General features: G+C 68.3%; 13 protein-coding genes. 2 read left to right on the plus strand and 11 right to left on the minus strand.

The annotated features are described in order from the left end of the window. Window positions 1-67: 67 nt before the first annotated feature. Together glnD and typA are read right to left on the minus strand one after the other, a co-directional pair. On the minus strand, window positions 68-2,773 hold the full coding sequence (gene glnD, locus ASF81_RS13955; RefSeq protein ID WP_055809643.1) for a [protein-PII] uridylyltransferase: 2,706 nt from the start codon (window positions 2,771-2,773) through the stop codon (window positions 68-70). Between the two features lie 51 nt (window positions 2,774-2,824). After that, window positions 2,825-4,657 (minus strand): translational GTPase TypA, encoded by a 1,833-nt coding sequence (gene typA, locus ASF81_RS13960; RefSeq protein ID WP_055755091.1) that lies wholly within the window; start codon window positions 4,655-4,657, stop codon window positions 2,825-2,827. Between the two features lie 233 nt (window positions 4,658-4,890). Between typA and ASF81_RS15190 the strand changes: the two genes are divergently transcribed. Next, a complete protein-coding gene (locus tag ASF81_RS15190; RefSeq protein WP_162237600.1) occupies window positions 4,891-5,196 on the plus strand; it encodes a UrcA family protein in 306 nt (101 codons plus the stop codon). Here ASF81_RS15190 and ASF81_RS13970 read toward each other — a convergent pair. The 5 genes from ASF81_RS13970 to ASF81_RS13990 all read right to left on the minus strand — a co-directional run bounded on the left by ASF81_RS13970 (window position 5,193) and on the right by ASF81_RS13990 (window position 8,098). Next, on the minus strand, window positions 5,193-5,690 hold the full coding sequence (locus ASF81_RS13970) for a GNAT family N-acetyltransferase (protein ID WP_055809650.1): 498 nt from the start codon (window positions 5,688-5,690) through the stop codon (window positions 5,193-5,195). The genes ASF81_RS15190 and ASF81_RS13970 overlap by 4 nt on opposite strands. Then, on the minus strand, window positions 5,690-6,124 hold the full coding sequence (locus tag ASF81_RS13975; RefSeq protein WP_055809653.1) for a DUF1178 family protein: 435 nt from the start codon (window positions 6,122-6,124) through the stop codon (window positions 5,690-5,692). Before ASF81_RS13975 ends, ASF81_RS13970 begins: the two co-directional genes overlap by 1 nt. Before the next feature lie 6 nt (window positions 6,125-6,130). Next, entirely contained in the window at window positions 6,131-6,970 is an 840-nt protein-coding gene (locus ASF81_RS13980) for a carbon-nitrogen hydrolase family protein (RefSeq protein WP_055809656.1), read from the minus strand. Window positions 6,971-6,973: 3 nt separating this feature from the next. Then, window positions 6,974-7,231: a glutaredoxin 3 gene (gene grxC / locus ASF81_RS13985; protein ID WP_055755096.1), complete on the minus strand. Its 258-nt coding sequence runs from the start codon at window positions 7,229-7,231 to the stop codon at window positions 6,974-6,976. Between the two features lie 72 nt (window positions 7,232-7,303). Beyond that, window positions 7,304-8,098: a ComF family protein gene (locus ASF81_RS13990; RefSeq protein WP_055809658.1), complete on the minus strand. Its 795-nt coding sequence runs from the start codon at window positions 8,096-8,098 to the stop codon at window positions 7,304-7,306. On the opposite strand from ASF81_RS13990, the gene ASF81_RS13995 reads away from it, so the two are divergent. Beyond that, window positions 8,097-8,999, plus strand: coding sequence for a methyltransferase domain-containing protein (locus tag ASF81_RS13995; protein WP_055809661.1), 903 nt, complete (start codon window positions 8,097-8,099; stop codon window positions 8,997-8,999). The genes ASF81_RS13990 and ASF81_RS13995 overlap by 2 nt on opposite strands. Here ASF81_RS13995 and ASF81_RS14000 read toward each other — a convergent pair. Genes ASF81_RS14000 through ASF81_RS14015 form a run of 4 tightly spaced genes read right to left on the minus strand, consistent with a single transcriptional unit; the run spans window position 8,996 to window position 11,912 of the window. Next, window positions 8,996-9,184, minus strand: coding sequence for a Flp family type IVb pilin (locus ASF81_RS14000; protein ID WP_039246696.1), 189 nt, complete (start codon window positions 9,182-9,184; stop codon window positions 8,996-8,998). The genes ASF81_RS13995 and ASF81_RS14000 overlap by 4 nt on opposite strands. A gap of 25 nt (window positions 9,185-9,209) precedes the next feature. Next, on the minus strand, window positions 9,210-9,623 hold the full coding sequence (locus ASF81_RS14005) for a (deoxy)nucleoside triphosphate pyrophosphohydrolase (RefSeq protein WP_055809665.1): 414 nt from the start codon (window positions 9,621-9,623) through the stop codon (window positions 9,210-9,212). Beyond that, window positions 9,620-11,014: a bifunctional glutamate N-acetyltransferase/amino-acid acetyltransferase ArgJ gene (argJ, locus tag ASF81_RS14010; RefSeq protein WP_055809669.1), complete on the minus strand. Its 1,395-nt coding sequence runs from the start codon at window positions 11,012-11,014 to the stop codon at window positions 9,620-9,622. The genes ASF81_RS14005 and argJ overlap by 4 nt, the downstream gene beginning before the upstream one ends. 1 nt (window position 11,015) lies before the next feature. Further along, window positions 11,016-11,912 (minus strand): peptidylprolyl isomerase, encoded by an 897-nt coding sequence (locus ASF81_RS14015; protein WP_369814919.1) that lies wholly within the window; start codon window positions 11,910-11,912, stop codon window positions 11,016-11,018. Window positions 11,913-11,939 lie beyond the last annotated feature (27 nt).

The following is an 11,939-nucleotide window of genomic DNA, read 5'->3' on the forward strand; positions in this document are numbered from 1 at the left end:
AAGCCTGATCGCCCAAAGACCTGGGTCCCCGCTTTCGCGGGGATGAGCGGACATTTGATCCTATCGCTTAGCGCGCTTGTTCGCCGGGCGATACGGGCTTTGCGCGCGGGCTGCGGCGGCCCAGGTCGGAGACGTCGCGTGCGCTGGCGCGAGCCGAGGCGACCTTGCGTCCGGCGGGCGCGGGCGCGCGGCTGTCCAGCACGGCCTCAAGCGCGGTGCGCAGTTCGGCGATCCGCTGTTCCGAGGTGATCTTCCGCCCCTTGCGATCCACGACGTAGAAACTGTCCACCGCCCGCTCGCCATAGCTGGCGACATGGGCGGAGCGGATGCTCAGGCCTTCGTCGTTGAACACGCGCGACAGGTCCGCCAGCAGGCCCGGCCGGTCGGCGCAGGACACCTCGACTACGGTGGCGAGCTCGCTGGCGTGGTGATCGACCATCACCACGGGCCGGACTTCGAAGGCCGCCTTGCGCGCATTGCCGGTCGGATCGGGCGCCTGGCCGATACGGCCCTCGCCCCGCGCGGCCTTTTCCAGCGCCTCGACCAAAGCCTTCAGGCGACGCGGCTCGGCCTGGCCATAGGGTAGGCCCGCGCCGTCCTGAACACGAAACACGTCCAGAACGACGCCGTCCTCGGTCGCCACGCGGGCGTCGGTCACGTCGGCCCCAAGCGCGGCCATGGTCTGGGCCAGGTCGGCGAACAGGCCTGGCCTGTCGGCCGCTGCGATGGAGATTTCGGTGGTCTGGACCGTCAGCCCCTGTACAGGCGCGGTCGGCGCCGCTTCAGCCGCCGCGCCTGTCTCGCGCGCCCGCTGGACCAGGGCCGGATGCGCCGACAGCGGATCCTCGCGCGTCACGTCCTCGCCCCGGAACAGGGCGGCGACCTGGTTGTAGAGGGTGCGCATCAGCTGACCCTTCCAGCCGTTCCACACGCCCGGCCCCACGGCCCGGATATCGGCGACGGTCAGGACCAGCAGCATCCGCAGTCGCTCGGGATCGCCGACAAGTTCGGCGAAGGCGCGGATGGTCGCCGGGTCCGACAGGTCGCGCTTCTGGGCATAGTCCGACAGCGCCAGATGGCTGCGCACCAGCCAGACGACCAGTTCGATCCGGCGCGGATCGACGCCCAGCCGCTCGCAGGCCCGACGCGCGGCGATGGCGCCGTCCTCCAGCTGCCCCCGCTCGCCGCCCTTGCCGACGTCGTGCAGCAGCATGCCCAGCATCAGGGCTTCCATGTCCGAGATCAGGTGCACGATCTCGCTGGCCATCGGGTGGTCGGTCTTCAGCTTGCCGCGCGCGATGTCGTTGATGATGCCGATGGCCTGAAGCGTGTGCTCGTCGACCGTATAGGCGTGGTACATATTGAACTGGGTCTGGCCGACAATCCGCCCCCATTCGGGCAGGAACCGGCCCAGCAGACCCGTCTCGTTCATGATGGTCAGGACGCGATAGGGCCGTTGACCGTGCGCCAGAACGTCCAGGAACGCCCGCGTCGCCGCCGGATCGCGCCTCAGCCGCGGCGTCACCAGCGACAGCGACCGCGTCACCGCCGAAAAGGCGTCCGGGTGTAGGTCCAGGTCGTGCTTGTCGGCGCAGACGAACAGGGTCAGCAGCTTGACCGGATCGGCGGCGAACACCTCCGGCCCCTCGACCGATAGACGGCCCTGGTCGATCCAGAACCCCTCGACCTCCAGCTTGCGGCGGGGGGCGGGCCGAAACGGCGCCATCAGCCGCGACAGGCCGTGCGCCGTCTTCTGGTGGCGCGCCTCCAGCTTGGCCGACATGGCGCGGGTCAGGGCGCCGACGTCGCGGGCCACCAGAAAGTATCGCCGCATGAACCGCTCGACCGCCGGCTCGTCGCCGCGCCCGCGCCAGCCCATGCGCCGGGCCACCTCGGGCTGCATGTCGAACGTCAGCTTCTCTTCGGCCCGGCCCGCGATCAGATGCAGATGGATGCGGACCCGCCACAGGAAGTCGAACGCCTCGTCCGACGTCCGTCGCTCGCGCGGGGTGAACAGCTCGTCCATCACCGTCGCGCCCAGCCGGCTTTCGGGCGCCAGGGACCGGGCGATCCAGTACAGGGTGTTCAGGTCGCGCAATCCCCCCTTGCCGTCCTTGACGTTGGGTTCGACCTTGTAGCGGGTCGAGCCGGCCTTTTCGTGCCGGGCGGCCCGCTCCTCCAGCTTGGCGGCGATGAAGGGGCGCGGATCGGATTTCGACACCATGTCGCGAAACCGGCCGATCATCAGCTGGGCCAGCGCCTCGTCTCCCGCCAGCGGACGCGCCTCCAGCAGGGTCGTCCGCACCGTCATGTCGGTGCGCGACAGGCTCAGACACTCTTCGACCGAGCGCACCGCCGACCCGACCTTGGCCCCCAGGTCCCACAGCACATAGAGGACGAACTGGATCACCTGCTCGCCGCGCGGCGTCGCCTTGGACGATCTCAGGAACAGCAGGTCCAGATCGGAATGGGGCGCCAGCACGCCCCGGCCGTAACCCCCGACCGCGACCAGGGCCAGCCGCTCGGCCTCGACCGGCGAAGTCGGCCACAGCGTCTGGGTCGTTACTCGCCACAGGCCAGCCAGCATCTCGTCGGCGGCGGCGGCGTACAGACGCGCCACGTCGCGGCCCTTCATGCCGCCGTCCAGCTTGCGCTCCGCCCGGGCGCGGGCGGCGTCATAGGTCTCGCGCAAAACGACAGAGACCGCCGCGCGCGGGTCTTCCGCGCGGGCGGCCTCGTCAAGGCGGTCATCCAGACTGGGCGAGGCGTTCATGTCAGCCGTCTATAGGCCGCATCCCACCGCACGTCAGTCAGGGATTGCTGACTACTCCGGGCGAACGCGCTTCTTGCGGAACGACGGGTTCAGCGTCTGCTTGCGCAGGCGGATGGACTTGGGCGTCACTTCGACCAGCTCGTCGTCGTCGATATAGGCGATGGCCTGTTCCAGCGACATCTGGCGCGGCGGCGTCAGGCGCACGGCCTCGTCCTTGCCGGAGGCGCGGACGTTGGTCAGCTGCTTGCCCTTGATCGGGTTGACGTCCAGGTCGTCCCAGCGCGCGTTCTCGCCGATGATCATGCCCTGATAGGTCTTTTCGCCGGCGCCGACGAACATGATGCCGCGGTCTTCCAGGTTCCACAGGGCGAAGGCGGCGGTTTCACCGTCAGAGTTCGAGATCAGAACGCCCTTCAGACGACCGGCGATCGCGCCCTTGTGCGGCTCATAGTGGCTGAACACGCGGTTCAGCACGCCCGAACCGCGCGTGTCGGTCAGGAACTCGCCCTGATAGCCGATCAGCGAACGCGACGGCGCCTTCAGGCTGATGCGGGTCTTGCCGGCGCCCGACGGGCCCATGTCGGTCATTTCGGCCTTACGCGCCGACAGCTTCTCGATGACGATGCCCGAGAACTCGTCGTCGACGTCGATCATGACGTCTTCGATCGGCTCCAGCTTCTCGCCGTTCTCGCCGGTCTGGAACACCACGCGCGGACGCGAGATCGAGACCTCGAAGCCTTCGCGGCGCATGTTCTCGATCAGAACGCCCAGCTGCAGTTCGCCACGGCCGGCGACTTCATAGGCGTCGCCGCCTTCGGTCGTAGTCACGCGGATGGCGACGTTGGCCTCAGCTTCCTTCAGCAGGCGATCACGGATGACGCGCGACTGGACCTTGTCGCCTTCGCGACCGGCCAGGGGGCTGTCGTTGACCGAGACGGTCATGGAGATGGTGGGCGGATCGATCGGCTGGGCGGGCAGAGGCTCGGTGACTTCCATGGCGCACAGGGTGTCGGCCACGGTCGCCTTGGACATGCCGGCGATGGCGACGATGTCGCCCGCTTCCGAACCCTCGTCCAGGGCCTGACGCTTCAGTCCGCGGAAGGCCAGCACCTTGGTGATGCGGCCGCGTTCGATTTCCTTGCCTTCACGGTCCAGAGCGTGGATCGCCATGCCGGGAACGGCCTTGCCGCTCTCGATGCGGCCGGTCAGCAGACGGCCCAGGAACGGATCGCTTTCGATCAGTACGTCCAGCATGCGGAAGGGCTTGTCGCGGTTGGCCTGGACGGCGGGCGGCGGGACGTGATCGACGATCAGGTCGAACAGCGGGGCCAGATTGTCGTTGGGCTGGTTCAAATCCAGCGTCGCCCAGCCGTTGCGGCCCGAGGCGTAGATGTGCGGGAAGTCCAGCTGCTCGTCCGTCGCGCCGATGGCGGCGAACAGGTCGAAGGTCTCGTTGTGGACGCGGTCCGGATCGGCGTGGGCGCGGTCGACCTTGTTGATGCACAGGATCGGGCGCAGGCCCATCTTCAGCGCCTTGGTCAGCACGAACTTGGTCTGGGGCATGACGCCCTCTTCGGCGTCGACCAGGATGACGCAGCCGTCCACCATGCCCAGGATGCGCTCGACCTCGCCGCCGAAGTCGGCGTGGCCGGGGGTGTCGATGATGTTGATGCGGGTTTCACCCGCCTTGCCGTTCCAGAGCACCGAGGTGCACTTGGCCAGGATGGTGATGCCGCGCTCTTTTTCCTGGTCGTTGGAGTCCATCGCGCGCTCGGTCTGCGCCTCGTTGGCTCGGAAGACGCCGGATTGGGCGAGCAGTTGGTCCACCAGGGTCGTCTTGCCGTGGTCGACGTGGGCGATGATGGCGACGTTGCGCAGGTTCATTTGAGTATCGCGAAAAGGCGCGGCCGGCATACGGGCGGCCGCTGGTCATGAAAAGGCATGCGGGAGGCGCGCGCCTCTTACAGGCATGTGGACAGAAAGACCAGAGCGGGCGTTTGTCGCGCCGATCGCCGCCTTACCGATATTTCATCCGCGACGCCGCATCCGACGCCGTCGACGGACGCCTCCTTCCCACGACGGGCCTGACGCAGGCCCATTCCGAAGGGGAAATGACGATGGATTTGATGATCGCAGCCGCGCTTGCCGCCGCCTTGGGCGCGGGCCAGGCGCCGGACATGCATGTAAACGCCGAGGGGTTGAACATGGCTCGACCCGGCGAGGCGATGATCCTGGCCGGCCGCATTCGCGCCGCCAGCCATGACTGGTGCGCCCTCCATCGCGCGGTCCTGACGCCTGACAGTCTTGGCGACGCCAGCGTCTGCGAGCGTGAAATGAGACGCCGGGCCTATGTCGCCCTGCCCCGTCCTCAGCGCATCCATTTCGTGCGCGCGGGCGGCCAGACCGCGCTCAATCGGCGCTAGAGCGGTCGCAGCATATAGCGGGCGTCGGCGCCGTAGCTGGCCAGTTTGGCCGCCATGGCCTCGGCGGGCTGCTCGACGAAACCGTGTCGAGACCAGAAGCCGACGGCGTCATTGACCGCGACCAGGGCGACGGCGGGCCAGCCGTCTTCCGTCGCCTGTTCGGCCAGCCGCTCGACGATGGCGCCGGTCACGCCCCCGCCCCGCGCCTCGGGGTGCAGGGCCAGATCGTGCAGATAGATCAAATCCGGCTGAGCCGGCAGGCCCTCGATCACCGTGTTCAGCGGCGGCGCGCTCTCGGCCTTCCACGGATAGGCGATCAGATAGCCCCGCGCGGCGCCCTCGCCCTCCGCCAGCACAAAACAGCCGCGCGGATAAAGCGCCAGCCGGTTTTGAAAACAGGCGCGATCCTCGAAATGGTCGGGAAACGACAGCCGCGCCACCTCCACCACCGCATCGATGTCCGTAGGCCGCATGGGCCGCCATTGCAGAGTCATCAGTTCACCTTGGACGGGTCTGGCGGCGCGTCAGGCAGGGCGGAAACCGGAACGCCGTCGTCCTTCAGCTTCTTCACCTCGGCGGGCGTGGCCTCGCCATAGATTTCGCGCTTCTCGGATCGGCCCTCGTGGATGTCGCGCGCCTCGCGGGCGAAGGCGTCGCCGACGTAGTCGAAGTTGGCCTCGACATGGGCGCGGACCTCGCGGGCGGCGGCCATCATCATCGTCTGCATCTTGGCGGCGACGTCAGAGGCGGGATCGGCCTTGCGGGCGCCGCTGACGGCCGGGGCCATGATCGCCTTTTCCACCGCGTGCGAACCGCAGAACGAGCATTCCACCAGCCCCCGCGCCGCCTGGTCGTCATAGTCGGTCGAGGAGCCGAACCAGGCTTCGAAGGCGTGGGCCTGGTCGCATTTCAGGGCGTAGCGGATCATGGGGCGTCAAACAGCGGGCAGGTAATCGCGATCGTGGGTCAGGCTGGGCACGGCGGCGCGCGCCCTGGCCACGGCCTCCATGTCCAGTTTCGCACGCACGATGCAAGGTTCGTCGTGATCCGCCTTGGCGATGATCTCGCCCCACGGGCCGACGACGGTGGATCGCCCCCAGGTGCGGCGACCGTCCTCGTGCAGTCCGCCCTGCGCCGGCGCCAGGACGAACGCCCCCGTCTCGATGGCGCGGGCGCGCAACAGGGTCTCCCAATGCGCCTCCCCGGTCGGGGCGGTGAAGGCGGCCGGCACGGCGATCATCGACGCCCCCGCCTTGGCCAGATGCCGATGCAGGTGGGGAAAGCGGATGTCGTAGCAGATGGTCAGGCCCAGCCGACCCCAGGGCGTATCCGCGACCGCCGCCCCGTCGCCGGGCCTCACCGTCGCGCTTTCACGATAGGTCTCGCCATTGGGCAGGTTCACGTCGAAGACATGCAGCTTGTCGTATCGGGCCACAATCCCGCCCGACGCATCGATCAGCAGCGATCGATTGGCGGCGCGGCCATCTCCCGCTTGGCCTGACCGGACGATGGCCGAACCGATCAGCAGCCAGACGCCCAGTTCCGCCGCCAGACGACGCAGACCCAGAACGGCGACGTCCTCGTCCTCGGTCGTGATCGCCGCATCGCGCCTGTCGCGGCGTTGCTCCAGGACATTGGTCCCCTCGGGCGTTAGGACGAACTTCGCCCCGCCCGACGCCGCCTCGCGGATCAGGGGCTCGACATGGGCCAGCGCCTCTCGCGCCGTCGCCGGCGTGCGCGTCTGGATCAGGGCGATGTCGAGCCCGCTGCTCATGGATCAGGCGGCCAGAAGTCCGTCCAGCTTGCCGTCGCGATCCAGCGCGTGGATGTCGTCCGAGCCGCCGACGTGCTGGCCGTCGATGAAGATCTGCGGGAAGGTCATGCGGCCGCCGGACTTTTCGACCATCTCGGCCTTCTTGTCGGGATCGTTGGACGCGACGATCTCGGTATAGTCCACGCCCTTCTTTTTCAGCAGCGACATGGCGCTGAAGCAGTAGGGGCAGCCAGGCTTGGTGTAGATGACGACGTCGGCCAAGTTCAGATCTCCAATATAAAATTCAGCGCCCTCAAGCAGCGACCCGCCGCGCGGCGAGTGATAGGGCGCTCTTCACATAGTCAGTTCACGGGCGTTTCGCACCCGCGCGATGACGGCGAGATCCACGGCGCGCGCTCCGGCGTCGATCAGGGCGCGCGCGCAGGCCTCCCCGGTCGCGCCCGTGGTCAACACATCGTCGATCAGAAGGATGCGTCGTCCCCGGATCCGACGCCGGCCCGCCTCGGTCACGGCGAAGGCCTTCTTGACGTTCAGCCGCCGCCCGCGCTGGCTCTTGCCGCCCTGGCTGGTCGTGTGGGTCGTGCGGACCAGGGCGTCGGGCAGATAGTCGCGGCCGGCGTGCCGGGCCAGCGGCCGGGCGATCTCGGCCGCCTGATTGAACCGCCGCGACAACAGGCGAAACCGATGCAGCGGCACGGGCAGGATCACGTCCGCCTCTTCGACTAGATCGGCCGCGGCCCGCCCGATCCAGCGCGCGAACAGGGGCGCGAACTGCTGCTGGTCCCCGTGCTTGAACCTCAGGATCAGGCCGCGCGACGCCTCGTCATACAGGCATGCCGCCCGCGCTCTCCCGAACGCATAGGGCTTGGCGATACAGGTGGCGCAGCGATCCTCGGCGAAGGCGCCGCCGTCAAAGTCGAAGGCCGCCCCGCAGCCGTCGCAGACCGGCGCTTCCAGAAATTTGATCCGGCTCCAGGCGTCGGGCGTCAGGCCGGCCGCAGCCGTCGCCTCTCGGCTATCATGCGCCATCGGCGGCAGGATCAGGTCGGCCAGTCCCCGCCCCGCTCCGCGCAAGTGACGGCCCGCCCCTTCCCAGGCGCGCCGCCAGCCCCCATCCTGTGCGTCCATGACCGCCCCCCAATCCCCTTCCAACGGCCCCCCGCGCATCTTCGACGCCGTTCGACGTCAGGCGCGGCTGGCGCGGTCCGCCGCCCGGTTCCCCCAGGCTGACTTCCTGAACGCCCGCGCCGCCGCCAACGCCGCCGAGAGCCTGGAAGCCATACTGCGCGATTTTCCCGTTGCGGTCGATCTGTCCGCCCATCCAGGCGTGTTTCATGCGGCGGTCCGGTCCAGCGACGCCGCGGGACGGGTCGGCCCCGTCCAGACGCCCGTCTCCCTGGCCCAGCGCGCAGCGCCGGGTGCGGACGCGCTGCCGCTGGCCGACGCCTCGACCGATCTGATCGTCTCTCTTTTGACCCTTCACTGGGCCAATGATCTGCCCGGCGCCTTGGCCCAGATCCGGCGCGCGTTGAAACCGGACGGCCTGTTCATCGGCACGCTGTTCGGCGCGGGCACCCTAAAAGAGCTACGCGCCGTCCTGACCGAGGTCGAACTGGAGGAGCGCGGCGGCGCCCAGGCGCGTGTCTCGCCCTTCGCTGACGGCTATGACGGGGCGGCCCTGTTGCAGCGCGTCGGGTTCGCCCTGCCGGTGTCGGACGTGGACCGCTTCACTGTCCGCTACGCCGACCTGTTCGCCCTGATCCGCGACCTGCGCGCCATGGGCGAGACCAATGTCCTGCACGGACCTGTTCGGCCGTTGAGCCGCCGTATCGTGGCGCGCGCCGCCGCCCTCTATGCCGAGCGATACGGTCTCGACGACGGCCGCATACCGGCGACGTTCGAGATCATCCACCTGGCCGGCTGGAAACCCCACGACAGCCAGCAGAAGCCCCTGCCGCGCGGCTCGGCCAAGACGCGGCTGGCCGATGCCCTGGGCGTCAAGGAAATGACGGGCGACGAGCCGGACTAGCTGATCGCGGCCTGTATGGCGGCGCTCAGCTTGTTCACTGTGGCGGCCAGGCCGCCGTTCTGGCTGTTCGCCAAGGCACTGATCGAAGTCACGATCGCCAGGAAGATCAGGGCGCAGAGCAGCCCGTATTCGATGGCTGTGGCCCCGCTCTCATTGCGCAGGAACCGGCCGATAAGACGTCGCATGGCCGGCCTCCCTGGTCGGCGGTGGTCAGAGCAGGTCGCGCAACCAGGCGACCAGAGGTTCGTCCGCCGGCGGCATGGGATAGTCCGAAAGTTTGCTCGGCTTCACCCAGGCCAGGCCGTCGTGTTCACGCGCCGTGACCACGCCGTCCCACCGTCGGCAAAGATACAATGGCATCAACAGGTGAAACGAATCGTAAGCGTGACTGGCGAAAACGAATGGCGAGAGACAGTTTTCGCTGACGTCGATGCCCAGCTCTTCCTTCAACTCGCGGATCAGGCCCTGTTCGGGCCGCTCTCCGGGCTCGACCTTGCCGCCCGGAAACTCCCACAGACCGGCCAGCTTCTTGCCCTCGGGACGCTTGGCGATCAGAACCCGCCCATCCACGTCAACCAGGGCGACGGCGACGACCAGGACGGTGGGAAGGGGCGAAGCGGTCACGAGCGATAGTCGCCGTTGATCTCGATGTAGCCCTTGGTCAGATCGCAGGTCCACACGGTCGCCGACGCCCGTCCCGAACCCACGTCGACGGTGATGTCGATTTCGGGGTTCTTCATATAGGCGGTCATCTTGGCCTCGTCGTAGGTCGGGGACGGGGCGCCGTCGATGGCGGCCTGGTGCGGACCGAACTTGATGGCCAGGCGGTCGCGATCGACCGGTTCCTCGGTCTTGCCCACCGCCATGACGACCCGGCCCCAGTTGGCGTCCTGACCGGCGATGGCGGTCTTGACCAGAGGGCTGTCGGCGATGGACTTGGCCAGCTTGCGGGCCGAGGCGGGCGAGGCGGCGCCGTCCACCGTCACCTTGACGAACTTGGTCGCGCCTTCGCCGTCGCGCACCAGCTGGTGCGCCAAGTCCAGCATCACCTTGTCCAGGGCGGCCGAGAAGCTCTTCAGCCGGCGATCCCCGACCCGCCCGATGCGCGGCGCGCCCGAGGTGCCGGTGGCGAACAGCAGGGCCGTGTCGTTGGTCGAGGTGTCGCCATCCACCGTCACGCTGTTGAAGGTGGTGCGTACATGCAGGCCCAGCAGAGCCTGCAGCACGTTCGGATGGATGTCCGCATCGGTGACGATGAAGGCCAGCATGGTCGCCATGTCCGGTGCGATCATCCCCGATCCCTTGGCGATGCCGGCGATCCGGACCTTGTAGCCTTCGATCTCGGCCTCGGCGTAGGAGCCCTTGGGGAAGGTGTCGGTGGTCATGATGCCGCGACCGGCCCGGGCCCAGGCGTCCGCCTCCAGTCCGTTCTCGATCTCGGGCAGTTTGGCGACGATCTTCTTGTCATCCAGCACCACGCCGATCACGCCGGTCGAGGCCAGCATGACGTCGCGCTGACGACAGCCGAACCGTTTGGCGACCTCCGAGGCCGTGCGCCGCGCCGCGTCCGCGCCGGCCTTGCCGGTGAAGGCGTTGGCGCATCCGGCGTTGATCACCAGGGCGCGCACATCCTTGCCGCCCTCGGCCCCGGCCAGATGCTTCTTGCACCAGTCCACGGGCGCCGAGCCGATCTTGTGGCGGGTGAAGACCCCGGCGCAGCTGGTCCCCCGCGCGAACCGGAACACCACCAGGTCGTCGCGCTCATGCTTGTAGAAGCCGGCGCGCGCGGTCGCGATCTCGACCCCGCCGATCGGCGGAATGGTCGGGAACGGCACGGCCAGGGGCGAGATGGCCAGACCCGGCTTGCCGGCGGCGGCCGGCGCAGGCGCGGCGGCTGGCGCCGCATCCGATCCCGGCGTGCGGGTTGCGCGCTTCAGCGCCGTGGCGAACGGGTCCAGCGCCTTTTCGAATGCATGCTCGATCTTCTGGCCGGTCGTAGAGGGAGGCTTGGTCATGTTAGGCGCCCGGAGAAGCGGAAGGAGCAGGCGATGCGGGCGGCGTCTGCGCGGGCAGGCGGACATCCACCTTGGCCTTGCCGCGAAGTTGTTCCAGCAACTGTCGCACGCCCTCATAGGTCAGATAGCGCACGATCTGCGGTCGGGCCTGCTCCAGCGTCGGCGGGTTTTCCTTGCGCCGGTCCTCGACCCTCAGAACCGCCCAGCCGCCCTCGGTCTGGAAAGGCCCGACGGTCGATCCGGCCGGCTTGTCGCGCAGGGCGTCGGCATAGGCTTGGGGCATCACATCCAGCGTCGAATAGCCCAGATCCCCGCCGGAAAACCGCGTCGCCTCGTCGATCGACCGCTCCGCCGCCACCGCCTCGAAGCCAGCGCCCTGGCCCAGAATGCCGATCACGGCGTCCGCCTCGGGCTTGGTGCGCGACAGGATCAGCCGCACGCGGATCTCTTCCGAGGTCTTCGCCAGCCGCAGCTGCTCATTATACAGGGTCTGCACAGCCTGGTCCGAGACAGCCTTGTTGACCACGCTCTCGACCAGCATGTCGCCCAGGATGCGTTCGCGCGTCGCTTCCAGACGCCGCTGCGCCAGAGGCGAGGAGTCCAGCCGCCGCCGCTGCGCCTCTCCGGCCAGCAGCTTTTGGTCGATCACCTCGTCCAGCACCCGGCGGAAGAGATCCGACGTCGTATCCAGCGCCTCGTCCTCGCCGATCAAACCTTGGGCAACCGCCTCGCGCTTCACATCCGAGGCCCAGATGGTCTCGTCCTGGACCGTGGCCACGGCCTGGTCCCCCTGTTCGGGCGGCCGGTTTTCGCCGCCGCGCGAACAGGCGGCGGTTGAAAGCGTCGCCGTCAGCAAGGCCGCCGTCAGAATGCGTGAAGATCGCCGGAAGGGGGTCAAGGGGGCGCTCCGTCGAAGGCGGCCGAA

This window comes from Brevundimonas sp. Leaf168 (genome assembly GCF_001423685.1).
GTDB classification, from domain to species: Bacteria; Pseudomonadota; Alphaproteobacteria; order Caulobacterales; family Caulobacteraceae; genus Brevundimonas; species Brevundimonas vesicularis_C.

Excerpts from the sequence above, each read along its gene's own strand:
- ASF81_RS13990 (WP_055809658.1), bottom strand. The coding sequence starts at position 8,098 with ATGGACGCACAGGATGGGGGCTGGCGGCGCGCCTGGGAAGGGGCGGGC.
- ASF81_RS13980 (WP_055809656.1), bottom strand. The coding sequence starts at position 6,970 with ATGAGCAGCGGGCTCGACATCGCCCTGATCCAGACGCGCACGCCGGCG.
- argJ (WP_055809669.1), bottom strand. The coding sequence starts at position 11,014 with ATGACCAAGCCTCCCTCTACGACCGGCCAGAAGATCGAGCATGCATTC.
- ASF81_RS13995 (WP_055809661.1), top strand. The coding sequence starts at position 8,097 with ATGACCGCCCCCCAATCCCCTTCCAACGGCCCCCCGCGCATCTTCGAC.
- ASF81_RS13975 (WP_055809653.1), bottom strand. The coding sequence starts at position 6,124 with ATGATCCGCTACGCCCTGAAATGCGACCAGGCCCACGCCTTCGAAGCC.
- ASF81_RS14000 (WP_039246696.1), bottom strand. The coding sequence starts at position 9,184 with ATGCGACGTCTTATCGGCCGGTTCCTGCGCAATGAGAGCGGGGCCACA.
- typA (WP_055755091.1), bottom strand. The coding sequence starts at position 4,657 with ATGAACCTGCGCAACGTCGCCATCATCGCCCACGTCGACCACGGCAAG.
- ASF81_RS15190 (WP_162237600.1), top strand. The coding sequence starts at position 4,891 with ATGGATTTGATGATCGCAGCCGCGCTTGCCGCCGCCTTGGGCGCGGGC.
- glnD (WP_055809643.1), bottom strand. The coding sequence starts at position 2,773 with ATGAACGCCTCGCCCAGTCTGGATGACCGCCTTGACGAGGCCGCCCGC.
- ASF81_RS13970 (WP_055809650.1), bottom strand. The coding sequence starts at position 5,690 with ATGACTCTGCAATGGCGGCCCATGCGGCCTACGGACATCGATGCGGTG.